The sequence below is a fragment of the Paenibacillus sp. 11B genome (assembly GCF_030487755.1).
GTDB lineage: Bacteria > Bacillota > Bacilli > Paenibacillales > Paenibacillaceae > Paenibacillus > Paenibacillus vandeheii.
In genome coordinates, this window is the sequence record NZ_JAUKNS010000004.1 from 785,528 (window position 1) to 811,452 (window position 25,925).

Below are 25,925 nucleotides of genomic sequence, written 5' to 3' on the forward strand. Positions count from 1 at the left end.
GTTTCCCTAATATTAAGGTGCGACCTGTTTCCCGTCAATGGTTGAACCGCTTCCAATTTGGTTTCATTGCAGATGCGTGAGAGAAAACATTACATAAAACAAAAAAAGACCTCCGCAAATCAAGCGGAAAGTCTTAGGGGAACGGCCACTGTCCATCTCTCCCGATGAATACTGGCCTCAGCTTATTTTTGTTCTGTCTGTAATTCTTCAATTTCAACAGGTGTTAACCCGGTAGCTTTGATGATGAGATCCAACTCAATGCCCAGAGACAGCATATTGAGTGCAATTTTTCGTTTACTCTCTGCTTCTCCTTCTTTGATGCCTTCTTTGATGCCTTCTTTGATGCCTTTTTCGATTCCTTTTTGAATTCCTTTTTGGATGCCTTCCTCCAGGCCTTTCTTGAGACCTTCTTCTCGTGCGCCCTCAATCATGGAAGCTTCATCCCATAGAAATTTCTGACGGTCGATGTATCGTTGACGTGCTTGCTCATCCTGGCTCAGAAACTCCAATACACTCATGGCTTTTTTCAAAGCCGGTTCCGGTTCGTGCATCATTAACGCCTCCCAGCTTGATTTAGTCATTCCTTTCAGAAATAACAGCCAACGCACCAGTCCATCCTTCATTTGAATATTTTCATCATTCAGCTTTGGTATTTCCATAAAATGAATCTCTATAACATCCGTCAGTGGAATATCGGTATGATCTTCTCTTAAATGAAATACGTTGTGGTACTGGTCATTATCGAGCATTTTGAAATTAACAATATTAATCGCAACACATTTTTTGAGTTGGCTATATCTCTGTCCCTCAAGTAATTGTCCGGAGTATTGTTTACCCCAATAGAACAAAGTCCTCTTCTCTAAATCATACTGATTAAACAACTGCATTTCAACATTAATTAGCTCACCTTGATCTGTTTTGGCCCGTATGTCAAGAATGGACTGTTTATCTCTCGGGGTATCCTTGTCCAGGTAAGGGTTGATCAACACAATCTCGGTCAGTAAGGATTCACCTGCATTTTTGAAGGTGTGATTCAGAAAAGCCAGAAGCACATCCTTGTTCTCTTCACTTCCAAAAATTCGTTTGAACACATAATCGTTCTTGGGATCAAGCAGTTCATTCATCATTGTTCACTCCTATGCGCAAAATTAACAATATATATTTGTTGAATTTCCAAACAAATATAAGGATGTAGATGCACCGGATGTTAAATTCAATTATAACACGTGTCTAATACTATTGATAACGTTATTACGTCATTTTTAAACAAAAAAAGACTGCTTCGACGAATCGAAACAATCCCTTTTTCTCTCAAACCTATCAATTCCCAGCCGCCTCGCGAATCTGATACGTACATTTCTTACCACCGTCCGCATAGCATTCAGTGCGCTCCACATCCGCCTGCAGCAATGAACGGAACAGCTCCAGCTCACAGCGGCAAGCCTGTTTATAAACACTCGCTACCTGCACAATGGGGCAGTTCAGCTCGGTCAGTACATAGGTGCCATCCTCTTCCGTGGAAGCATCGGCCATATATCCGTTTGCATTCTGAATGCGCGCGAGTTCCTCGACACGTCCGGCCAGATCCTGACCTTCCATCTGTGGCTGTCCACTACGAAGCAGCTTGTCCCGGCGGCTCTCGAACAACGCATCCACGACACCGCTACCCGCTGAATCGGACAGTTCCTCCAGAAGTTCCAGGGTCAGTGATGAATATGATTTTGGAAAAAAATTATCCCCGCGTACCGTCAAATGGTATACGGAAGATGGGCGTCCGGCTGTGGCTCTTGCTTCCCGAACCTCAATCCATCCATCCTGCTCCAGTGCCGTCAGATGACGGCGAATCGCCATGCCGGTCAGACCAAGCTCGGCTGTCATTTCCCTTGCGGTCATTGTGCCTTGCTGCTTCAGCATGAACAAAATCCGTTCACGCGTCGTTCGTTCCTCTTCGCGCTTCACGATCAGCACCTGCTCTCCCTGCTTATGCGGTTACCGGTGCTGCCTCCCGGCAGGCATCCGAGCAAAAGCGGTTATGCGTCTCTTCGCAATCCTCACAGCATACATGCTGCAGGTTGCAGGTTGGACAGTTAATGTAACGGTCATGCGTCGTGCCACAGTGATAACAGCTGGCAATCACGATATCTTCATCCGTCCGGTTAATCGGCACGGAAATACGCTCGTCAAATACATAACATTTGCCATCAAACAGACGACCTTGTACCTCATCATCCTTGCCGTAGGTCACGATTCCGCCCTCAAGTTGTGCCACGTCTTGGAAACCTTCGTTAATCATGAACCCGGTCAGCTTCTCACAACGGATACCGCCAGTACAGTAGGTGATGATCTTTTTGTCCTTCATGTCACCCAGGTTCTCCCGAATCCACTCTGGGAATTCACGGAACGATTCCACGTCAGGACGGATCGCTCCCCTGAAATGACCAATCTCGTACTCGTAGTCATTACGCCCGTCAATTACAATGACATCCTCCTGTTGAAGATGCTCGTAAAATTCTTTTGGCGACAACCGTTTACCGCTAATGACGTTAGGGTCCAAATCGTCCTCCACGCGGAACGTAACCAGCTCAGCTTTGTGACGAACAAATATTTTTTTGAACGCATGCTCTTCGACATCATCAATCTTGAACACCATATCGCTGAACAGCGGATTGGCGTGCATATCCTTCATGTATTGCTCCGTTTGCTCCGGCGTACCGGATACAGTGCCGTTAATGCCTTCCGATGCAATCAGAATACGGCCTTTCACACCCAAGTCTTTGCAATATTGCAGATGTTCTTGCGTAAACGTCTCAGGGTCTTCAATCTTCACGAACTTATAATATAAAAGCACGCGGTACGCGCTGTTACACATGTGTATCACCTGTTCCTATTCCATGTTGTTATTGGCCGGATCATCCGACAAGACTACAACGTTGCAACCTTGCTTATGAAAAAGAAAAGAAACAGCCGTCCGAAACAATGTCTCGAACTGCTGCTTTGAACATTCGACTTTTATTCCTGCATTCTAGTTTATCGGAAGCGGAATAGCTTAGTCAATATAAATGTATAGAAAGGGATGAAAGTTATGGAACAATTGAACCATAAATGATGTGAAGCTGGAAAATATCTTAATTTATTTTAAATTCAAACGAAAATCGTATTCATTTTTGCTTTCGTATCCATTACACTATGCTCATCATTATATGGCTTACCCACACCGACTAGCAAAAGATGTGGATTTGAAAAAGCATACTGTGAATATATTAGGAGGAAAATGGGGATGAGAACGTGAGTTTAACACTATTTAGGAAAGTAAGCATCATATGGTTAATAGTTCTTATTGGGCTGAGTGGGTTGGGAACCAATTCTCACTTTGTCCAAAAAGCCAATGCCGCAGGAGCAAAACCCTATATGGGTGAAATTCAATTATTCCCCTACACGAAAGCTCCCTCCGGTTGGGTGTATGCTGCCGGACAGACCATGCCGATCGCTCAGAATTCCGCTCTTTTCTCCCTGCTGGGCACCAACTTTGGAGGTGACGGCAAAAACACATTTGCGGTGCCCGATCTTTCAGATGCCGCACCAGAGGGAATGGGCTACTACATATCCATAAATGGAGACTTCCCCTCTCGTGAAGAGGGTACGTACGGCGCCGATAATGCTGTGCTTGGTGAGGTTCGCCTGTTCCCGTATTACTTTACCCCCAAGGGCTGGCTAGAGGCAAATGGTCAAAATCTCCTTATCTCTCAATACAACGATTTGTATCAAATGATTGGTACAACCTTTGGTGGAGACGGTCTGGAGACATTCCAATTGCCCAAGTTACCCAAAATCAAGGGTGATATCATCCATTATGCCATATCTATTGATCCGTCTTACCGTGCCGGGAGTGGGGGGACGGATTCCGAATACGTAGGAGAACTCATTCCCCTTCTAGTACAACTTCCTTTGAGTAACTGGATATTGGCTGATGGCTCCTTACTTTCCACCACCAATAATCAATCCTTGTTTAGCCTAATAGGCAACAGATTTGGCGGCAATGGGTCAACTGATTTTAGATTGCCTAATCTGAACAGCAATCAACCGCTTCTGGTGTATTACGTTTCGAACTCTGGACAAATCCCTCACATTGTAGATATGCCACTGCCAAATGCAGTGACAGACAACTATATCACCAAGCAGAACACCCCGCTGACCATCAACTCTCCGGGTGTGCTAATCAATGATAGTGATGCTTCTGCTGCCATACAGAGAAGTGCGCCCATGAACGGTCAACTGACCCTTAATGCTAACGGTTCGTTTGTATACACGCCGAATAACAATTATGTGGGTAATGACAGCTTTACTTATGCTGCAATCAATGCAACGGGCTCGAGTGAACCAGCGTTTGTTACCATAACAGTTGAGCAGGACTTGGCGCCGATTGTCAGCGGGGTAATCGACGAGAGTGTGTATAATCAAACGGTCACGCCGACATTTAATAGCGGTACGGCACTCCTGAATGATGCTGCATTCACGAGCGGCACTGCAGTTACGGAAGATGGAGATTATATATTGGTGGTAACCAACCACATTGGCAGTACAACAGTTCACTTTTCCATTGATAAGGTCCCCCCTGTTGTAACGGGGGTCATCAATAATGGAATATACAGTGCGAGCCGGATAATCACCTTTAATGAGGGAACAGCCACCCTTGATGGCTCTCCGTTCCTCAGTGGAGAGACATTCAGTGTGGAAGGTGAACATGTACTCGTCGTTACCGATGCGGCAGGCAATACGACAACCATTCAATTCAGCTTTTATGCGCCACGGACTCTGACATTTAACAGTAACGGCGGTTCTGAAGTAACGCAACAAACGGTGAATTACGGTGAAAAAGCTATTGCTCCAACTGATCCAACCAAAGCAGGCCATACTTTCGTCGGCTGGTATACGGATTCAGCTTTGAGTCAGGCTTTTGATTTCAATAACACAATCATAACCAGCAATCTCACTCTGTTTGCAAAATGGGCAATCGATTCCTTTAACGTTAATTTCGAATCTAGTGGTGGCACAGAGGTCGCTGATCAGGCGGTTGATTATGGTGAGCTGGTAACAGCACCTTCTGATCCTACCAAAACAGGTCACACTTTCGCTGGCTGGTATACGGATTCAGCTTTGAGCCAAGCTTTTGATTTCAATAACACAACCATAACCAACAATCTCACTCTGTTTGCAAAATGGACACCATACACATATACGGTAGCTTTCAATACACTTGGAGGATCGGCAGTTACCGATGTAGCTGTTGAGTATGGGAAGAAACTTTCAGCACCTGCTTCACCAAGCCGTTCCGGCTATACGTTTGCAGGTTGGTATACGGACCCCGAGTTGAAGACTCCATTCAACTTTGATCAAACGGAGATTACAGCCGATCTGACCTTATATGCCAAATGGACTGTTCATTCCACGCCACCGTCAGGTAATAATGGCAATAGTGGCTCGGACAACCAGAACAACAACAGCTCCAACGTTAACCCTACGCCACCTAATACATCAAATTCGTCCAACAATGGACGCTTAACACTTGCAGCGGGTCAGGCAGGCCAAGTGAGCTTGGGTAATGCCATTGCTGTAAACATCCCTACCGGAGCGATGAATCAGAAACTGACGGTCACCATTGATCAGCTTACAGATTCTTCTGCCCTGCTGACCAATCAGACCCAACTACTCAGCCCGGTATATGAATTGCTCAAAAATGTTCCGCAAAACTTCAATGTCCCCGTAACCTTATCACTGACATTTGATTCATCAGGGTTACAGAGTAATCAGCAGGCTGAGCTATTTTATTTTGATGAACAAGAACAGGTTTGGCTCTCCGCGGGTGAATCTTCTGTGGATGGGAAGCAAATTCGGGTGGACGTGGACCATTTCACCAAATATGCCGTATTTGCAGTAGATCAACCCCTTTCCCCAGCCGAGATTATGTTTAGCGATATTGAGGATCACTGGGCGAAAGAAGTTATTCAGCAAGCTGTCCGTGAAGGTATTGTGAAAGGGTATGTCGATGGATCATTTAAGCCGGACGCATCCATTACACGTGCAGAATTTACGGTAATGCTGATGAATACATTGCAAACCGATTACACGGAAGCGACGTTATCTTTTACCGACTATTCACAAATAGGAGCATGGGCACAGTCTGCTATAGCGCGTGCTGTACAAGCGGGATTCATTCAAGGAGACACGGGTGGGGCTTTTCGTCCCAATGAAGCGGTAACCCGTGCAGAAATGGCTGTTATGGTCGCCCACGCTTTGCAGTTAGAAGCAGAATCCGGCACCGAATCCATCTTTGCAGATAATCAAGAGATTCCGGTGTGGGCCAGAGCAGCAGTCGCTGGCTTGCAAAAGTCCGGGCTACTAAACGGCAAAGAACTGAATACCTTTGCTCCTAGAGATAACACTACGCGTGCAGAAGCGGTAAAGTTATTGCTGAGTATGCCAAAATAACCAATTATAAAATAAAAGAGCCTGTGTTCTAACAGCAGCCTCTCGAAACTGTACATAGCAGTTTGAGGGAGCTGCGCAAGAACACAGGCTTTTTGCTTTTTTAAGAATACTGAATGGCATTGGCGATAAGCATAAATACGATTCCCATAGCAATCCACATCACCATCAACGGCCAGAAAAATCTAACCCATTTCTGATACGGAATGCCAGATACCGCGAGACTTCCCATCAAGGCAGAAGACGTTGGCAGAATCATGTTGGTGAATCCGTCTCCGAACTGGAAAGCCAGTACGGCAGTCTGACGGGTAACCCCGAGCAGATCCGATAATGGAACCATAATTGGCATCGTAGTCACGGCCATGCCTGTACCCGATGTGATGAACACGTTCATCACATTTTGGAAGAAGTACATGCCCAGCACCTGAACGGATGATGGCAGCTCGCCAACCAGCGTAGACATTCCGTATACAACGGAATCAATCACGTTCCCCTGGTCAAGTACAACCATAATGCCTCTTGCCAGACCGATGATAAAGGCTCCATAGGCAATGCCGCTTGCCCCCTTGACGAATTCACTTGCAATCCGACTAGGACCGAACCCGGAGACAAGACCAGCGATCACACCCATGCTCAGGAATAGAGCCGCCAGCTCCTCCATCCACCAGCCTTCTTTCGATACACCCCAGATCAACAGGGCAAATCCGGCTACAATGGTAATGATGGTCAGAATATGTGTGATGCGAATCGTTGGCAGCTTGTTCAGATCTACCGCAGGCGCATCTGCTGCCTGCTCCTGCTCCAGTTCGTGCACCAAACCGCGGGTGGGATCAGATTTCACTTTGGACGCATAACGCATAATATAGATACTGGTAACGGCGATAAGACACACCAGAATAATTGCGCGCAGCCACATGCCCGAGAAAATCGGAACTTCTGCAATAGCCTGAGCCAGTCCTACGTTGAACGGATTAAGCAGTCCGGCGGTAAAACCACATGAGGCTCCCAATGAGATCATCGCCGTACCGGTCAGAGCGTCATACCCCAGCGCACGCGCGATGGCGATACCTATCGGTACAAAGACCATCACCTCTGTGGACATGCCCATCGTGAACCCGCCCACAGAGAACAAGGTAATAAACACCGGGATGACCCATAACCCCTTATTCGAGAACGAACGGGCTACCCGGCCTGTTAGAGCTTCAATCGTGCCGGTGCTCGTAATGATCTGAAACGCTCCGCCGATGATAAAAATAAAGAATACAACGTCAGCGGAATCCACCAGTCCGCGAACAATGGACTTGGGAATATCCCATAATCCCGTTGGATTGGCTTCTACATGATGGTACGAACCCGGGACAAGCAATGATTTGCCTGTGGTTTCATCCTTCACACGATCGAATTCTCCGGCGGGAATGATGTAGGTAAGAACCGTAGCGACCAGTACCAAAATGAACAAAATGACGAAGGTGTGAGGCATCTTGAACCATTTGCGCCGTTGTTGTGGTTGTTTTGTTATGTTTTCCAATTCATCATCCCTCGCCCTTCTGTTGTTTCCACGCTTCAAACTCATCCCGTACCTGCTGCAATGCTGCCTTGTCTGCGTACAGATCGAACGCCGTAAGTGCAAGTGCCTTCGCAGCACGGTTCAGCTCGATCATGCCTTCCTCTGCTCCGGCAAGCCGGGCAAATTCAGGCGTGTGTGTTGTCGCGTCACCTAAACGAATATACGGATGGATCGCGGCAGTGATTTGGCTTACGTTACCAATATCCGATGAACCGACACCGCCCGTTTGCGGTGGATCATGCACTTCAATGCCCATGTCCTCCAAATTTTGCTGGAACAGACCTGCCAGAGCCTTGTTATTATTTCGCTCAGCATAGATGAGGCCTTCCGTAATATCTACCGCAGCTCCAACACCTTCCGCAGCATGGCGTACGACACGATATACTTTGTCCATGACGACTTTCAGCTCTTCGACGGTCTTCGCCCGGATGATATATACAGCTTCAGCCAGCTCAGGCACCACATTTGGCGCATCCCCACCCTTGGTGATAATCCCGTTCACCCGAACATCATCCTTTAAATACGGACGCAGCGAGTTAATTCCCGCATACGCATTGACCAAGGCATCCAGTGCACTAATGCCTTTCTCAGGAGACGAGGCTGCATGAGCCTGTTTACCGTGGAACGTAAAGGTTGCATCCACACAAGCCAGCGCACCTCTCAGTACCATCGTTTTTTGCTGCGGGTGACACATCATGACGGCATCGATCTCATCGAATACGCCATCGTTCACCATAATGATTTTGCCGCCGCCTTCTTCCTCTGCCGGTGTGCCAAGAACGATGATACGTCCCGGAAGATCAGGGCATGCTTCCTTGAGCGCCAGTGCTGCACCTACAGCAGAGGCTCCGATCAGATTGTGTCCGCAGGCATGTCCGATGCGAGGCAGCGCATCATACTCGGCGAGCAGTGCAATCGTGGGTCCGCCAGGTTGGCCTTCCCATACAGCGCGGAACGAGGTATCAAGGCCGGATATACCTTTTTCCACCTGAAATCCGGCTGCTTCCAGCGGCTCGGTTAACCATTGTTGGGCTTGGACTTCCTGAAAGCTAAGCTCAGGGTTAGCGTGAATACGCAGGGATAATTCCCGCAAGTCGGGGTCCAGCCGATCTACGGTTTCTTTGATCTTTTGCTTCATATGAGCAGGGTCAGGATACATATTATTTTGCCGCCTTTCTTCAAATACAGCATTTCTATATTCAACTTAATCGAATAAATATACAATCAGATTGGATATATTGTATGTGTGACCGAGCCATAAGTAAATTCAAAAAAATTAAGGAATAGCCCATAAAAAATTTTATGGGCTTGCTTGAAATTAACATATGGATATCATCAGATGTCAGTAAATCACTGGTTTATTTGCACATAAAATAAGACTACGTATTTAAACATTTTGAATATATGTACATCGTCCAAATGGGTATTCGTCACGAGATTGATACTGTCCAAGAACAGTAAGGTGCCTTTTGCGAGGAGAAAATAACGGATAATTATGCATAAATCAATGCATCTACTAACTATGCCTGTATCTAACCACCCTCCACAACATGCTGTGTCCCTGCCGTTCTCATCAAGTCTACAAAGCGGCCCACCGTTGCCTGCTGCAGCACACCTTCCTTATACACAAGCCACGTATTCCGCCTCACTGCCTGTCCGTTTCGACGGATCAGTTCCTGCTGATGGAGGCCATCCGAAGCTGACACGAAGATGCCCGGGATAATCGCATAGCCAAGGCCATACCGCACCATCTCCTTGCAGGTCTCATAGCTGTCTACACGCATCGCTACGGTTGGTGCACATTCATAGCGCTCATACCACCAGGCCGCTACGCCTTCTCGGAATGGGCTCACGGGAGAACCGCCTGTTTTCGTCAAGGGTTCCTGAAATGCAATTTGCGGAAGCTCTGGAAGCTGGTCCAAGTCAATGGGTTCACGGGATACAATGCAGACTGGTTCATCGTGCAGCAGATGTTTCCCTTCATACCATGGATGCTCCCCCCGAATGACACCCACCTGAATTTCATCCCGCATCAACAATTCCATAACCTCTACACTCAGAGCACAGGTTACCGCAAACTGAACCTCAGGGTACAGCTCCTTGAACTGCTTTAACAACGGAGGAAGCTTGTACAATGAATAATGATTGGCAATCCCGAGGCGCAGCGTTCCCTTAACCTCATTACGAATGTTCGACAGCTGTTCCTTGACTTGATTAAGCTCATGGAGCATTTTACGAGCATAGCTTGCAAGATGCTCTCCTTCGGGAGTAAATCTGGCACCTTTTAACGTTTTATCGATGAGTGGTACGCCAAATGCCTTCTCCAATTGCTGCAAACGGTATGTCAAAGCCGGCTGGGTCATAAACATGCGCTCCGCAGCCTTGGTCAGACTACTCTCTTCCGAAATGCTCAACAGCAAACGGCAGTCTTTTTCATCCATGATCATGTCCCCCTTCACTTCTCGTCTCCTCAGTATAACCCAGAACACCTGCGTTAAAGGTACAGAAAAAGCCCAACTCCTTATGAGTCAGGCTCGCTCTGCTGATCTGCTTCTGTTCAATGATGTTTACTGCGAAATCGTAATGACCGAGGTAACAAAGTGGTAGGATTCATTTTCCTGCACGGACTGTGACAGCAAAATCCGGTTGCCTTCCGGACTCCAGCTCAGCGGATCAGATGCGTTATCCATATCAGCCGAGATCTGGAACTGCTCCGCCGATTCCGTATTGGAGACGAACAGCCCCTTCTCATCATCACTCTCCGAATTGATTGTATAGGCGATTTTGGAATCGTCACCAGACCAACTCGTACCGAAAATTTGCGTGCCTCTGGCGAGTGTGGCTTTCTCATTTCCATCGAGATCGGTCAGCACCAGCGCCCGTTTGGTATCGGCTGTTTTTTTCACAATTGCCAGTCTTGAACCATCATTGGATGGAATCACCCATTCCACACTTTTTAGCACCTGCTTCTCTTCACCGGTCTTCGTATCGTAGGCGTTCAGCTGCCCGTCCGTGCCTGTGATGTAGTAAATCACATTCCCCGAAACGCGGACGCTCCTTACATTGAAGTTCCCCGTCTTGACCAGCACTTTCGTCGTTCCATCCACACTCGCTGATACGATATCCCCATTCATGTTTGGGAAAACGACATGCTCCTTATCCAGCCATGCACCTTCGAATACAAAACCGTCGTCCTGACCAGCCGGTATCACTTCCCCGTTGTTCAGATTCAGAATGAAACCTTTGCCTGTCGATTCCTCTGGTTCTCTGTAGAAAATATACTGACTATCCGGGGACACGAGTGGTGAGCCCAGACTTACTTCACTTTCTTTTACAGGTGAATCGGTGCCCTTCGTCAAATCATACATGTATAAGTTATGCGGATAACGTTTCTCACCCTCTACAGTGACAGGCTTCATGGACTCGTTTACTTTATCCGACAAAATCCAGTCATTGCTTAGCCACGCTACCCCGCGCATATTCGGCAGTTTATCGATTTTCTCCAGCTTAAAGCTCTGGTACACCGACGTATTTGTATTATCCTTCACCGTAATATCCGTGCCTGATTTCCCGTTCTGTATATTGCCCCCTGGCTCCGTTGTTCCCCCGCATGCTGTTGCCGACAATAGGACGATTGCCCCGAGTGTGCCCATAGCCGCCTGTTTCCAATTCATCATGGTCCCTCCTGATTGCTTTCTATAGACCAAGCATACACAACGCATACTTCCAAAGTTATTCAGACTTGTTTCCAACTTGTAAACTCGAATCCGCCAGAGGAAAAATCAACTGGAACGTCGTTCCTTCCTTATGCTTCGGATCGTTAGACAGCAATGTAATCGTACCGCCCTGCTTCTCTACAAATTGCTTGACGAGTGATAGTCCCAGCCCGGTTCCCCCGGTTTTTCTGGCCCTGTCTTTGTTGACGGTGTAAAAGGGTTCAAAGATTTTCTCCTGCGCCTCTTCCGGGATCGGCGTACCCGAGTTAAAGATGCGAATAACCGCTTGCCGCTCCTGCATTCGCAGTTCATTTCGTACACGGATGACACCTCCCGGCACGTTATATTTAATGGCATTATCCAGCAGGTTAATGAAAATATGCATCAGGCTCTCCCGATCACTGCGAATGATCGCAGGCTGCAGGTCCAGCTCCATCGTGAGCGCAAACTTCTCGGCTTTGCCCCGCATTCGGCCACAGGCGTCCTCCAGCAAAGCGCGTACCTCCACATCCTCCGCCTGATTCTCAAAATCATATTTTTCCAGAGCAGACAGATGAAGAACCTTTTCAACCATTTCGTATAACCGCTCGGTTTCTTTGCCGATGTTGTTCGTGGCATCATCCAGCAATTGCGGATCATCCTTATACATGTCCAGCAGTTCCACATACGCCTTGATCGCTGTAAGCGGCGTTTTGAACTCATGGCTAATATTCCCGATATATTGTTTCTGCTGCTGCTCCAGTACCTGGAGCTTCTCAATCGCGAGCTGGAGCTTCTGCTGCTCATCATGCATGGCTTCAATATTCTGCTGAATGGATGTGCTCATATAATAAATGCCCTGTCCCAGCTCACCTAATTCATCCTTGCGTCTCACAGGCGATTCGGCAATATAATGTCCCTCACGGATGGAATCAGCGGACTTCTTCAAGCGAGTTATGGCGACGGCAAAACGATTGTAGAAGAGGTATCCCAGAATGAAGCTAAGCCCAACCACGGCAATACCCGCCCACATGAACAGCTGAAGGATACGAGCATAGAACTCATGATAGCTCTGAACCGGATATTGCATACGCACAGCACCCATCTGCCCATCCGGTCCATCCAGGGGCGCAGCATACAGCAGCGTATCCCCCTGTTCGTGATAAGCAATTTTATTTTGCAGCGCATAGCTTAGCGTCTCTTTGATATCAGCACTTTCCTCAGACGCAATGGATGAACCGACCTGCTGCCCCTTCATATCATAAAGCGCGATGGGCAAACCTGTGGAGCTCGCTAGCTCCTGAGCCAGCCTGCGGCCATTTTGCTGTAAAAAAACCTCCTGCTCCAGACGAACAGACTCGGTATAATAAGACTGCCGCACATTCAGATTGACCAAACGGGTCTGCTGGGACAGAATGGTCTCAATCTGTGTCTGCTGGTTGCGCTCAATTCCGCGTAATACAAGGGAACTGAGTACAACCACGGTCAGGATCAGCAGCGCCGCCAGAAAGACGCTGAACTTCAGTTTTATACTGACTCTCATACCGAAATGCCTGGATCAGGGGCTGATGCTTTATAGCCAATTCCATATACCGTCTGCAATTTTTGCTGGTCGGTATCGCCGATTTTTTTGCGCAGGCGCTGAATATGAATATCCACCGTGCGTGTGCCCCCGGCATATTCCATGCCCCACACCCGGTCCAGCAGATCATCCCGCGTATATACACGCTCAGGATTGGACATCAGAATGGTGAGTAAGTCGAACTCTTTTGGTGTCAGATCAAGCTTCTCCTCATTCACCATGACCGTGCGGTGAGCGATATGGATGCGTAGTGTTCCATTGACAATGGCCTGATTCTTAGGATCGTCAGGAGATGGGCTGCTTTTTTCCACGCGCCGCATCAGCGCCTTTACTCGGGCGAGTAGTTCGCGGATCTCAAACGGTTTGGTCATATAATCATCCGCGCCCATTTCCAGGCCGACGATCTTATCCACGATATCATTTTTGACGGTCAGCAAAATAATCCCGATATCTTCCCGGTCCTCCAGCCTGCGGCATACGCCGTATCCGTCCAGCTTGGGCATCATCACATCCAGAATCATGACCTGGGGATGGAATGACCCCACCTTGACCAGCGCTTCCTCACCATCATTGGCTGTCTCTACTTCATATCCTTCGCGCCGCAGCGCGTAAGCAATGGCACTGACGATACTTGATTCGTCATCCACGACCAGCACTTTTTTATTCATCGGAATCATCCTCTATATATGTCATGAATTTATAGTATTCTTTGGATCTATGTTAACAAGGTATGACCTGATTAGCTATCGAGAACAACGGGATTTATAGGGAAAAAGCCTGTATCCTCTTCTCAGCGTGGACTTCGCTCTACTTTTTGTATACCCTAAACGCAACAAAAAGAGCCAATCCGTATTTGGATCAGCTCTGGATCGTGTTGATTTAGTTTCAGTTACTGCTTGGGCAGCAGTTTTTTGATTTCCTCTGCGGAGAGCCCGGAGGCTTTCACCACAGCAGACATGTCTACGCCAAGTGCAAGAAGCTCACGAGCCATTTCTCTTTTCCCTTTGGCTTCTCCTTCAGCACGTGCACCTTCTATCATCGACTTTTCATCGCTTAGCGCTTTCATCCGTGCATCATATGCCATTCTCGTAGCCGCGTCCTGACTCAGAAATTCCAGCGTGTCCATTGCCTTCTTTAGCATCGGTTCATTCATCGCCAGCACCTCCCAGTTTGATGGATCAATTCCTTTTAAGAATAAAAGCCAGTTCACCAGTCCGCCCTTGTCCATAGGGACAGGGTGTTGATCCAGTTTGGTCAATTCCATTACATGAATTTCTATATCATCTGTCAAACCAATACCTGTATGATCTTCACGTAAATGAAAAACATTGTGATATCGTTCATTGTCCAGACATGAGTAATTTAAAATATTGATCGTCACGCATTTTTTCAAAAGATTATAATTTTCACCCTTCTTGATCTGGTGAGAGTACATTTCGCTCCAGTAGAATAGCGTTCTTTTTTCCATATTATACGGATTAAACAGCTGCATCTCAATGTTGATTAACTTGCCTTCCACCGTACGCGCTTTGATATCCAAAATGGATTGTTTATCTTCCGGACTATCTTTGTCCGTAAACGTGTTAATAAGTGTAATTTCCGTAAGAGGCGACTCACCGGTTTCAATAAACGTGCTGTTAAGGAAGGCTAACAAAACATCTTTACTTTGCTCACTTCCAAAAATACGTTTGAATACAAAATCCACTCGTGGATCGAGCAAATCCGTCATCCAGCATCAGCTCCATTCTTCACCAGCATTATATCATAATTCCCATACTTCCTTCAGCTTAACATTGAACCTGCGTCCATATCTAATCACTCCTCGAAAGACAAATTCATTGGCTCGTCCGACATCTCATACTCCGTCTCCATATGAGTCAACGGTGTATTCGGATCAACCTCTTCGAACCGGAAACTATCCACCCACACTTTTCCTTTGCCGTTCAAAATAACCCCGAATGAGATAACCGCACTGTCCTTCGGCACATCCAATACAATATTGTACTGATTCCACGGTTGCGTGCCCGTAATCGGCCGATCGTGCATATTATCGAATTGAAGCACGTCATGGGCATTGTTATCCACTCGCATCCATAATCCACAGAATGCTTCAACACGTTCGGTCTTCACAAAACCGGATAACTTCATCCGCTTGCCTACATAATTATCTGCCCTGAACTGCTGCATCATTGTGGCAAACTCATTGCTATCCATCGGCGTAACAGCTTTCAGATAACCTGAAGCTTTCCCCTGATGCACTTCGGCAGGATCAATACCTATCTCATAGTTTTGCGGATGACTTCCGGTTAACATCCAGCCTGTAATCGTTGACGTCTGATTCATCTGTAATTCTCCTCCTCTGGTTCTTCCTTCGAATAATTTCAGATCGAACAATTTGCGAAAACGTCCTGGTGGCATGCCATATAATTTGCGGAATGCGCGGGTGAAGGCTTCCTGACTCTCAAATCCACAAGCCAGGGAGATGTCCAGAATACCTGCATCCGTCGATCGCAGGGCCGTGGACGCCAGACTCATCCGACGGTTTCGAATATAATCCACCACGGTCATGCCAACCTCATTACGGAAAACCCGGTGGTAGTGATACGGCGACAACAACGCCTTGGACGCCACTTCTTCCAGCCCGATCTCCTCATGCAGATGGGTTTCAATATAGAACAAACTTTGCTGAATCATTGCACGGTAACGGCTCAACTGAGGTAAAGCCCCCTTCCATATCCTTACTATACGTGAATGATGTCATCGCCGTTTTGATCATTTTTGCTATACTCTCACTTCTGCTGACCTCTGCCGGAAATGCAAAGAGAGCCAATCACGGATTAAATCCTTTCCGTAATTGACTCTCCTGGGAAACTGTTGCTCCGTGGCTCCTGTAGAGGCACTCCATTGATCTACAACAGGTTCATTTATCTATTCGCACAACATTCTTCGTCAGACAGCCGGTACCGGCTGTGCACCAACCTCTTCGTCATCATGCTCCACCAGTTCATGTTTCTCCCAAGCTCTACTCTTCCAGCGGAAGTACATAATGACCGCACGGGTCCACTCATCAGCCGCAATGGCAAGCCACACACCAGCGAGCCCCAGATGAAGTTTGAATATGAGCAGGTACCCCAGAGGCAGACTCATGCAGACCATGGAGATCAGACCCATGTATACCGGGAACTTTGCATCCCCTGCCGCACGCAGGGAACCAATTATCACAATATTGCAGGTACGTCCGGTTTCGAGCAAAAGACTGAGCAGAATCACTTGAGCCCCCAGCTTGATAATTTCCGGATTATCCGTAAATATGCTCATCAGCGGTACGCGGAACAGAATGATGATCACATCAATGATAACCGTAGCCAGAAGGGCCCATTTCACACTGTTAAAAACACGTTTGTACGCATCGTCTTTGCGCCGCGCACCCACAAGCCGGCCCACAATGATCGATGTCCCCATACCAATCGCCATGCTGAACAAGTAGATATAGCTGGAGATATTACCCGCATACTGCTTGGTTGCCATGGCTTCTGCGCCCAGATAGGTCACATACAGCGTGAACACGAGCTGGCAGGAATGATATACCATGGATTCCATCGCAGACGGAATCCCAATTCGCAATATTTTTCCAATAAACTTCTTCGACAGGTTGATGTAATAACCAAACTCCACTCTGACTTCCATGACGCGATAGAGCAGCCAGAAGAAAATGATCAAACAGATCAAACGGCTGCCGACTGTGGAGATCGCTGCCCCTTCCACACCAAGCTTCGGCAGGCCAAAATGGCCAAAAATAAGGGCGTAGTTACCAATGACGTGAATCACGTTCATCAGAACGGAAACATACATCGTTTCTTTGGTGTAACCATGTGTACGAATCGTCGCGGCCAGCGCATTAATGAGAGCCTGAAGGAAGATCCCGCCTCCCACGATACTTATATAAGAACGGGCAAAATCGTATATTTCACCTTGAATATGCAGCAGTGTCAACAGATGTCCTCCGAACAGAAGAAAGCCTCCGCTCAGGATCAGTCCGACAATCAGATTCAGTGTAATCGCATTACCCGTGACCTGTGCCGCCTCACTCAACTTCTTCGAACCAATATATTGTGCCACAACAATCGCAGCGCCATGTCCAATGACTTCCAGCACAAGAATCGCAATGGAAATAATCTGGTTGGCTGCTCCGACCCCGGATACTGCATTATCGGACACCGAACTGAGCATGAACGTATCCACGCTCCCCATCAACATAAACAAGAAGAGTTCCAGGAAGATAGGCCATGTTAGCCGAATCAGATTCAGATCCTTGGCATCCGAACGCAGGGACTCTTGGGTTGAGGATATTGCTGTCATTTTCTCACCTTTCCCGTGTGGGCTTTAATTCTTAGGGTATGTTAGCACAGGTAGTTTGAAAATGCAGTAGTTTTGCGAAAAAACTTGAAAGTTTTTTGAAATTCCAATAATAGGTATTTTCAAATCTTTCATTTATATGAATTGAACTAAAGATTATTTACACTTGCTACTCCGATGCCAGAACAACCTTCCGATCGCTGTTACCCCCAGATTTTTTTGATTTCCTTTTTCAAAGGAGAAAATCTGGGGATAAAGGCGAACGCTCCGCTTCTTCTGGTTATTTCTGTCCTCTCCGTTATCGTGTAAAAGTTTGGTTCAATTTATCTAGCCCCAGGGTGATGAGCAAAAACCCTTACACCTCCCTCTTTGATTGGGAAATATAAGGGTTCACGGGTTAAGGTAGCCATTGACTCATATCACATACATAGGTTCAACCTTTTACCGATCCGGCAGCGATGCCTTCCACGATTCGATTGCTCAGGACGAGGAAAGCGATCAGGATAGGCAGAATGCTGATCATCAGCGTTGCACCAATCGCGCCCCAATCCGTGGTGTACTGCCCAATAAAGTTCTGTACCCCAACGGTCAGAGTCTTATACGAGTCTGTGCTGATGAACGTATTCACGAAAATAAACTCGTTCCAGTCATAAATCATGTTGATAATCGCCGTCGTAGCGATCACCGAAGCGGTCATCGGCAAGACGATACGGAAGAAAATCCGATGGACCGAGCATCCGTCCATCACGGCGGCTTCCTCGACTTCCCGTGGAAGGGCGTAATAGAAGCCGAGCAAAATCATGATGGTGATCGGCATGTTAAACGCGATGTAGGACAGAATGACTGACAATGGATGATCCGTAAGATGAAGCTTCAGGAACAGACTAAACAGCGGGATCAGCGTTGAATGCACAGGGATCATCAGACCTACCATGAACAACCCCAACACCAGTGAACGTCCTTTCCAGCGCATACGAGTGATAGCAAAGGTAACCAGACTCGCGAACAACACGGTAAACACGACAGACACAACCGTAATCCAGACGCTATTGAAGAAATATAAACTGATGTTGCCTTCCGTCCACACTTTCAAATAATTCTCCCATCGCGGCGTTGCGGGGAGGGCGAACGGAGCCATATCAAATACTTCCTGATTATTTTTCAGCGAGAACAGCATCAGCCAAATCAAGGGCAGAATCTGCAGCAATGCGACCAGAATCAACAGGCTGTAGAGCAGAAAATATCCGATCCTTCTCAGCAATGTCGAGCCCGGGCCTGTTCCCGGATAGGCTGGCAACCGAACCACGGTTTCCGTCTTCACAGGGATGGACCTCCTTTCATTTCACTTGTATCAAGAGTACTGAATGGTGTCCTTGGATGCCGTAGCTTTCCGTAACAGCCAGGTGACGACCAGACAGATGACCAACAGGAAGAAACCGACAGCACTTCCATAACCAAAGTCGAATCCCCGGAAAGCCTGATGATACATGTAAGAGGCCATTACTTCACTGGAGCCATTCGGCCCACCATCCGTCATCACATAGATCAGATCAAAGTATTTCAGCGAGCCGACAACTGCCAGCACAATCGTCACTTTGATCACTTCCGTGATCAGGGGCAGCTTGATGCGAAAAGCAATTTGCCAAGGGTTCGCTCCATCAATCCGGGCGGCTTCCACCAGCGATTCCGGGATATTTTTAAGCGCAGCATAATAAATCAAAATATAAAATCCGGCATACTGCCACAAGATCGGCACGAACAGCGCATACAACACCAGCGATGGCTCCGCCAGCCAGGCTGGCGGATTGGCAATCCCGATTCCTTCCAGAAAGGAGTTAAGCACGCCATTGCTTGGATGATAAATCTTCAGCCATAGCTGGGCTATAGCCACCGATGACAGCAGCATCGGAATAAGATATATTTTGCGAAACAGGTTGGCTCCCTTGATTTTGCCTGACAGCACAAGTGCAATCGCAAGATAGCCGATTAGACTCAGTGCGGAGAACAGCGCCAGCAAAAAAGTATGATAGGCACTCTGCCAGAACGTTGCGTCGTGAAGCAATCGTGTGTAATTTTCTAAACCGATAAAGGTCATTGCGCCAATCCCGTCCCACTGCATCAATCCGTAATATCCGGTCAGAACGATCGGTACATAGATCAGGACCAATAACAGCAGCAGCGCGGGAAGCACGTACAACGCAGCGACTAAACGGTTGGACATGACTTTGTCCATCAGAATATCCTCCCTTTGTGCGTTGTACCGTTAATTGCCTTTATCAATGGCTGCCTGATGATTCTTCACAAACTCCTCTGGAGTCACTGCTTTTCCAAACAGGGCCTGAATCATGTCCAGATGGACCTGAGCTGCCGCTGGTTTCATCTGTACATCCGCGAACAGTGTCAGGCTGCTGGCCTGATTCAATTCGTTCAGCAGGTCAGTATAGAGCTGCGGCAGTTGGACTTCCGCAGTATCCACTTTTGTTGCCGGAATAACGCCCGCCTCAGTTACGGAGCTCTCACCCCATTTTTCCACGAAATATTGCACGAATTTCTGCGCTTCATCCTTCACCTTGGAGTTCTGTGCAACGAACAGACCTACACCTGGACCGCCGACCCAGCTGTTAATATCGCTTTTGCCGTCCTCCATCGTCGGGAATTTAAAGAATCCAATCTTATCCTTGAACTCCTGTGGTACATCCGGGTTGGTTGTATAGTTCGGCAGTTCCCAGGTGCCCATCAGATACATGGCTGCCTTCTCATTCATGAATTCCGATTTGCCTTCATCGTTGGACAAACCGTTGAAGCCCTTGTTGAACGCGTTCATGTCCACCAGCTTCTGTACTTCAGTAGCGGCATTGATCAGTGCGGGATCATCAAACTTGCCCGTGCCCTGGATAGCCTTTTCCAGTGCATCCCCGCCCAGACGATTCGCCAGATACATATACCAGAGCGAGCCGGTCCAGCGGTCCTTGTTGCCAAGAGCAATGGGGACCTCCCCATTATCTGTCAGCGTTTTCACCACATTCAGGAACTCATCATATGTTGTTGGCGGTTGCAAATTATACTTGGCGAAGATGGCCTTATTATAGTAGATCGGAGATATATTCAACTCAATGGGGAGCGCGTAGGTTTTGCCCTCTACGGCATACGCTTCGGTCGTTCCGGCAATGAACTTGCCTTCAAGTGGACCACTCAGAAGGTCATCCACCGGCGCGAACAGGTTCCCCTTTACGTAAGGCTCGAGAAATCCCGCGGCCCAGGTTACCCCTACATCGGGAAGTTCATTGGAAGCGGATAAAATTTTAAGCTTGTTTTTATATTGCTCATTCTCCAGTACTTCCTGCTTGATCGTTACGTTCGGGTTATCAGTCTGATACTGCTTGATGATGTCGTTAACCAGCTTGTTCTGCTGTGCTGAACTGCCCGCTGGCCAGAGGTGCATAAACTTGAGGGTCACCTTTCCATCGGACCCGCTACCGCTTGCTTCACCCTTTTCATCGGAATCCGAACTGCTGCATCCGGTTAAAAATATGGTGAGGATAAGCGTCAATGTCAGAAGCATTGCTATGGGCTTTTTATTCATTTTCCCAACCCCCTGTATTCGTTTTTCGGTTGATGTAACCGCTTTAATTAAATTCTAACATGGGTACACCGACCCCATAAGACCAGGATGATTTGGAAAAACTCCACTATTTTATGGTTATTTATTCTCTTGATTGGTAATGGAATGACGATATTTACTTGGGCTGATCGCTTCGAGGCTCTTAAACACTTTAATAAAATATTTATCCGTCTGATACCCAACCTGCTCGGCGATCTCCGAGATGGGCAAGGCGGTCTGAACGAGCAATTCCTTGGCTCGCTGAACACGTTTCCGGGTCAGATATTCACTGAAATTAATTCCCATCTGCTCCTTGAACAGCACGCTGAAATAACTTGAGTTCAAATGCAAAAGCTCAGCGATTTCCCGCATGGTGACAGGCTCGCCCAGATGGGCCTCCACATAAGCAATAGCTTCGCTGATCTGGGGATTAAGTCGCTGATCTCCTCGCTCCCTGGCATCCAGCAGCTTCGGATCAACGAGCTTCTGCATCGTTTGAATGCGCCGCTGCTGTTCACCAAGTTCCAGGGCTTTCTCAACCGTCTGGATCAGCTGCTCCTTCTCAATCGGTTTGAGCAGATAATCCACCACACCGAGCTTGATGGCCTGCTGGGCATATTGAAAATCGGCATGTCCCGACATGATCAGTACGACAGGTTTACTCGGATAATCCTGCACCGCTTCAACCAGAGACAGGCCGGAGAACTCCGGCATTCGTACGTCTGTGATCAGCAGGTCCGCTGACTGTTCCTTGAGCCATTCGGCTGCCTCGACTCCACTAGCTGCCGTTCTGATCTCATTGCGGCCAGCCGACCAGCCTTCCAGCGTCTTGCGGATGCCCTCTCGTGTGCGCGGCTCATCATCGACGATTAGAATCGTTTTGCCATGAATCATATGCACCCTCCGTATCCTTCGGAATATCAAAGCCAATGATGGTTCCTTCACCCATTTCACTTTTCACAGACAACCCGCAAGCTTTACCGAGCTGATTGCCAAAATAGAGCTTCAGCCGACGATCGACGTTAATCAGACCCACGCCTGTCCCTTTGTCGGAAACTGCAGGTCCCCCATTCAATGCGTGGTCGACAGATTGAAGCCTTTGATCATCCATACCAGGTCCGTCATCCCGAACTTCAATGTGAACAAGCCCCTCCTTTGTCGATGCATCGACACGAACACTTACCTTTCCAGGTCCGATTCTGCTCTCCACTCCGTGAAGAATGGCGTTTTCCACCAACGGTTGGATGAGCAGTTTGGGGATTTTCACCATTCGCATGCTATCACTTAATTGAATCTCCCATGTCAATCTGTCGCCAAGTCTCATCTCCATGATCCGAAGATAACGTTCGGCGTGCTCCAATTCATCGGCAAGCGTAACCCATTCATTCTGATTCGGACTGGAGATAATATAGCGAAATAAACGGGACATCGCTACAACCATACGTGCCATTTCCTCATCTCCTTTGTCCTCAAGTGACCAATAGAACGCCTCCAGCGTGTTGAACAAAAAATGAGGATTAATCTGCGACTGAAGTGCCTTTAGTTCCGTTCGAGACTGCATAATTTCCTTCTCATACACTTCCTGGGTCAACTCGTTCAGCCTGTATACCATCTGATTGTATACTTCATTGAGCTTATGTATCTCCATTGTTGAACTCACCATAATATTGGGCTCCATTGCTCCCGGACGCGCACTGCGCATGGCCCTCATTAGTCGCCTGATCGGACGTGTAATCATGGTAGACAAGAGGAAGGACATGATTAGAAACAAAACGACGCCAAATAATCCGGATATGAGCAGCGCCGTACGAAGGATGGATACTCCTTCGGTTGTTTCACTCACAGGAGTAAGGACAGCCAGGGTCCACCCCGTAATTTCGGAATGCTGTCTGACCACGATATAGGGCTCATCCCGGGTCTGAACAATGGAGCGATCACTGCTCAGCAATGCCTCCACATTCAGGTCTGCTTCCAGATTGGAAGTCACAACGCTCCCATTGGCATCCGCCAACAGAATCGAGTCCAGCGTATCGTCCGCATCATCCAGATCATTCAACTGAAAGAAACTGCGCTGCATCCGCACTACAACGTAGCCTCCATGTTCAAAGGCCCGGTCCATCAAGCTGACACGCCGAATAGCCATAATCACGCCGGGATCTTCCGGATCGGGGCCAGTCCAGATCAGCCTTCCTTTTTCCTTGTCCGCTTCCGTAATCCAGTTCCGGTCCAGCCTCACATCCAGGGAGCGGTCATCCATGGGGAAAATCCGGCTGTGATTGGTGGTGTAGATTTCCATGCTCTGTACGCCATTCATAAAGGATTGATAGCTGCCCACAATCTGCAGGAGGGCCTGACGCTGATTGAATGTTGCCGATTCTCCGCTTTTTTCATTGCTCAGCAAACGCTGAACGTAAGGATCATCCGCCACTTGGGCTGTCAGGGAGTTCACCTGTGAAATAAGGGCATCCAATCTGCCGTTGGCCTGAACAGCCGTCTGATAAATATGCTTCTCCGCATTGGTCTTCAGCAGACCGGATACCCGATCATAGGCAACAATGCCTGCAATGAACAAGACCATCAGCATCACCAGTACAAAACCAACAAAGATCTGATTGCGTAATGAATTCCATCTGCCCATTTTCCCTCGCAAGACCCATCCTCCTCGCTGCATGTAAAAGAAATCGCCACCCGAATCTCATGCTGGGTGACGATGGAGTACAAGCTATGCCGAATCCAGCATCAGCAATATTTAAAGCGTTTACATAACGGCTGATTACTCCCTTTCTCTGCGCTTTGTTTATCGATTAAACTAACGACTAAAAAATAGCACAGTTCCCTTTGTTAATCAATCACTTATATCTATCATCCTGTCCAAGCAAGCAAAAGAGCCATAAAAACAAAAAAAGGCGGGCTCCATGATGAGCCCAACCTCTCATTTATTATTTTACCGAGCCTTGTGTCACCCCGTTGATAATCCACTTCTGCGCGAACAGATAGATGATGATCATCGGCAGCAATGCCAGCAAGTATGAAGCAAACGCCAGGTTAAAGTCGGTATTGAATTGACTCTGGAATACATACTGCACAAGCGGCAGCGTGTATTGTGCCGGATCACTAATGATAATGAGTGGCAGCAGGAAGTCATTGTAAGTGGACAGACAGGTCAGGATACCCACTGTGGCACTGATCGGCGCCATCAATGGGAAAATGATTTTCCAGAACGTGCCCCAGGTTGTCGCTCCATCTACAAAGGCCGCTTCCTCCAGTGCTACCGGAATGGACCGAATGTATCCGACGTATACAAATACGTTAAAGGCAAGTCCATATACCGTGTGCAACAGGATTAGACCCAACAGATTCGTCATGTCCAATGATGCAGTCAGCTTAACAATCGGCAGCATGATGATTGGAAACGGAATGAACATCGCGCTGACGAAGTAGTAGTACAGCCCTTTGAAAAACTTCCGTTTCTCCATATTTCGCGCAATCGCGTAAGCCACCATGGAGTTACTGAGCAAGGTCAGGATAACTGTTGATGCAGTAACAATCGCACTGTTACGGAACGATTGAAAGAAGTTAGTCATGTCTATTGCGCTTGCAAAGTTCTCCCAGTGAAGCGTTGTCGGAATGGCAAATACCGATTGGGCCATTTGCTCCGGATTTTTCAATGCGATGGTAACCGTCATATATAACGGGAACAGAATGAACAAGGTACCCAGAACAATCAACAACATAACAGGCCAGTTGGTACGTAAACGGCTTCTCATTACAGATCCGTCTCCCTTCTTTGCAGGAACCGGATTTGCAGAATCGAAATCACCGCAATAACGATGAAATAGATAACCGAGTTCGCAGATTGATATGCATATTCGCCGCCTTCAAATCCACCCGTGTAGATCAGATGGGAGATGGACTGTGTTGCCCGTCCCGGTCCACCATTGGTCAAGGCCACAATTTGGTCAAAGACCATCAATGAGTTTTTCATCGCCAGCACCATGTTAATCGTGAAGAATGGAGCAATGAGCGGGAATGTAATGCTCCAGAATTCACGCCATTTGCCGGCGCCGTCCAGATTTGATGCTTCATACAATGTTGTAGGGATCGTTTGCAATCCCGCCAGATATAGAATCGTATTCAATGCAACGGATTGCCATACGGCCACAATCACGATCCCGATCCATGCCAGGCTTTCGCTGCCCAGAATGTTGGTGGATAGGGCGTTGATGCCCAGGTTTTGTCCCCAGATCGGAAATACGTTGGAGAACAGGTAGTTAAATATGTAACCTACAATCAATACACTCAGGATATTCGGCAAGAAGTAGATGCCCCGGAAAAAGTTACGGAACTTGATCTTGGCATTCAGCCCGAGTGCAATGAGTAGGCTTAGAATATTCGTCAGGATCGTTACAACGATCGCAAACTTGAAGGTAAACCAGTAGGCATTGCCTACATTGTCATCCTGAAACAGATTGAAATAGTTTTTGAATCCAACAAAATCATAACCATTACCAAATCCGTTGTAGTTCGTAAAAGAATAATAGATCCCCTGGAGGGCCGGCAGCGTCATAAATACGAAGAACAATACTACCGCCGGAACCGTCATCCAGTAATAGGGCGCAATGCGCTTGTTCATACTCCATC

At 47.6% G+C, this 25,925-nt stretch carries 20 protein-coding genes; 1 reads left to right on the top strand and 19 read right to left on the bottom strand.

What is annotated here, in order from left to right; genetic code table 11:
- Positions 1-182: 182 nt before the first annotated feature.
- From Q0V21_RS20465 to trhO, 3 genes are all read right to left on the bottom strand, one after another.
- Complete coding sequence (locus tag Q0V21_RS20465) at positions 183-1,124, bottom strand: Rpn family recombination-promoting nuclease/putative transposase (RefSeq protein ID WP_079347946.1); 942 nt, start codon at positions 1,122-1,124, stop codon at positions 183-185.
- A 196-nt stretch (positions 1,125-1,320) separates the two neighbouring features.
- Positions 1,321-1,959 carry a helix-turn-helix transcriptional regulator gene (locus tag Q0V21_RS20470; protein ID WP_079348479.1) on the bottom strand — a complete coding sequence of 213 codons (639 nt, stop codon included), beginning with the start codon at positions 1,957-1,959 and terminating at the stop codon, positions 1,321-1,323.
- 22 nt (positions 1,960-1,981) lie between these two features.
- On the bottom strand, positions 1,982-2,869 hold the full coding sequence (trhO, locus tag Q0V21_RS20475; RefSeq protein ID WP_024629833.1) for an oxygen-dependent tRNA uridine(34) hydroxylase TrhO: 888 nt from the start codon (positions 2,867-2,869) through the stop codon (positions 1,982-1,984).
- Between the two features lie 539 nt (positions 2,870-3,408).
- On the opposite strand from trhO, the gene Q0V21_RS20480 reads away from it, so the two are divergent.
- Complete coding sequence (locus Q0V21_RS20480; protein WP_301880379.1) at positions 3,409-6,486, top strand: InlB B-repeat-containing protein; 3,078 nt, start codon at positions 3,409-3,411, stop codon at positions 6,484-6,486.
- A 100-nt stretch (positions 6,487-6,586) separates the two neighbouring features.
- Here Q0V21_RS20480 and Q0V21_RS20485 read toward each other — a convergent pair whose 3' ends face one another.
- The 16 genes from Q0V21_RS20485 to Q0V21_RS20560 form a co-directional block, all read right to left on the bottom strand.
- The gene (locus Q0V21_RS20485; protein WP_301880381.1) at positions 6,587-8,011 is read right to left on the bottom strand and encodes a YfcC family protein; all 1,425 of its coding nucleotides are present in this window, start codon (positions 8,009-8,011) and stop codon (positions 6,587-6,589) included.
- 4 nt (positions 8,012-8,015) lie between these two features.
- The gene (locus Q0V21_RS20490; RefSeq protein ID WP_079347950.1) at positions 8,016-9,209 is read right to left on the bottom strand and encodes a M20 family metallopeptidase; all 1,194 of its coding nucleotides are present in this window, start codon (positions 9,207-9,209) and stop codon (positions 8,016-8,018) included.
- A 373-nt stretch (positions 9,210-9,582) separates the two neighbouring features.
- Positions 9,583-10,491, bottom strand: coding sequence for a LysR family transcriptional regulator (locus tag Q0V21_RS20495; protein WP_079347952.1), 909 nt, complete (start codon positions 10,489-10,491; stop codon positions 9,583-9,585).
- Positions 10,492-10,617: 126 nt separating this feature from the next.
- The gene (locus tag Q0V21_RS20500) at positions 10,618-11,727 is read right to left on the bottom strand and encodes a hypothetical protein (RefSeq protein WP_301880382.1); all 1,110 of its coding nucleotides are present in this window, start codon (positions 11,725-11,727) and stop codon (positions 10,618-10,620) included.
- 55 nt (positions 11,728-11,782) lie between these two features.
- A complete protein-coding gene (locus tag Q0V21_RS20505) occupies positions 11,783-13,288 on the bottom strand; it encodes a sensor histidine kinase (RefSeq protein WP_301880383.1) in 1,506 nt (501 codons plus the stop codon).
- Positions 13,285-13,995 (bottom strand): response regulator transcription factor, encoded by a 711-nt coding sequence (locus Q0V21_RS20510; RefSeq protein ID WP_301880385.1) that lies wholly within the window; start codon positions 13,993-13,995, stop codon positions 13,285-13,287. Before Q0V21_RS20510 ends, Q0V21_RS20505 begins: the two co-directional genes overlap by 4 nt.
- Before the next feature lie 221 nt (positions 13,996-14,216).
- The gene (locus tag Q0V21_RS20515; RefSeq protein ID WP_301880387.1) at positions 14,217-15,056 is read right to left on the bottom strand and encodes an Rpn family recombination-promoting nuclease/putative transposase; all 840 of its coding nucleotides are present in this window, start codon (positions 15,054-15,056) and stop codon (positions 14,217-14,219) included.
- An 86-nt stretch (positions 15,057-15,142) separates the two neighbouring features.
- Positions 15,143-16,039, bottom strand: a complete 897-nt coding sequence (locus Q0V21_RS20520; protein ID WP_079347962.1) for a helix-turn-helix transcriptional regulator — start codon at positions 16,037-16,039, stop codon at positions 15,143-15,145.
- 237 nt (positions 16,040-16,276) lie between these two features.
- Positions 16,277-17,686 carry an MATE family efflux transporter gene (locus Q0V21_RS20525; RefSeq protein WP_079347964.1) on the bottom strand — a complete coding sequence of 470 codons (1,410 nt, stop codon included), beginning with the start codon at positions 17,684-17,686 and terminating at the stop codon, positions 16,277-16,279.
- A 430-nt stretch (positions 17,687-18,116) separates the two neighbouring features.
- Entirely contained in the window at positions 18,117-18,989 is an 873-nt protein-coding gene (locus Q0V21_RS20530) for a carbohydrate ABC transporter permease (protein WP_443146337.1), read from the bottom strand.
- 45 nt (positions 18,990-19,034) lie between these two features.
- Positions 19,035-19,916, bottom strand: a complete 882-nt coding sequence (locus Q0V21_RS20535; protein ID WP_024629821.1) for a carbohydrate ABC transporter permease — start codon at positions 19,914-19,916, stop codon at positions 19,035-19,037.
- Positions 19,917-19,946: 30 nt separating this feature from the next.
- Positions 19,947-21,266 carry an extracellular solute-binding protein gene (locus Q0V21_RS20540; RefSeq protein ID WP_301880389.1) on the bottom strand — a complete coding sequence of 440 codons (1,320 nt, stop codon included), beginning with the start codon at positions 21,264-21,266 and terminating at the stop codon, positions 19,947-19,949.
- Positions 21,267-21,383: 117 nt separating this feature from the next.
- On the bottom strand, positions 21,384-22,178 hold the full coding sequence (locus tag Q0V21_RS20545) for a response regulator transcription factor (protein ID WP_301880391.1): 795 nt from the start codon (positions 22,176-22,178) through the stop codon (positions 21,384-21,386).
- Positions 22,144-23,934, bottom strand: coding sequence for a cache domain-containing sensor histidine kinase (locus Q0V21_RS20550; RefSeq protein WP_367620537.1), 1,791 nt, complete (start codon positions 23,932-23,934; stop codon positions 22,144-22,146). Before Q0V21_RS20550 ends, Q0V21_RS20545 begins: the two co-directional genes overlap by 35 nt.
- 289 nt (positions 23,935-24,223) lie before the next feature.
- Positions 24,224-25,051, bottom strand: coding sequence for a carbohydrate ABC transporter permease (locus Q0V21_RS20555; protein WP_301880393.1), 828 nt, complete (start codon positions 25,049-25,051; stop codon positions 24,224-24,226).
- Positions 25,051-25,917 (bottom strand): carbohydrate ABC transporter permease, encoded by an 867-nt coding sequence (locus tag Q0V21_RS20560; RefSeq protein WP_024629816.1) that lies wholly within the window; start codon positions 25,915-25,917, stop codon positions 25,051-25,053. The genes Q0V21_RS20555 and Q0V21_RS20560 overlap by 1 nt, the downstream gene beginning before the upstream one ends.
- Between the last annotated feature and the right edge of the window lie 8 nt (positions 25,918-25,925).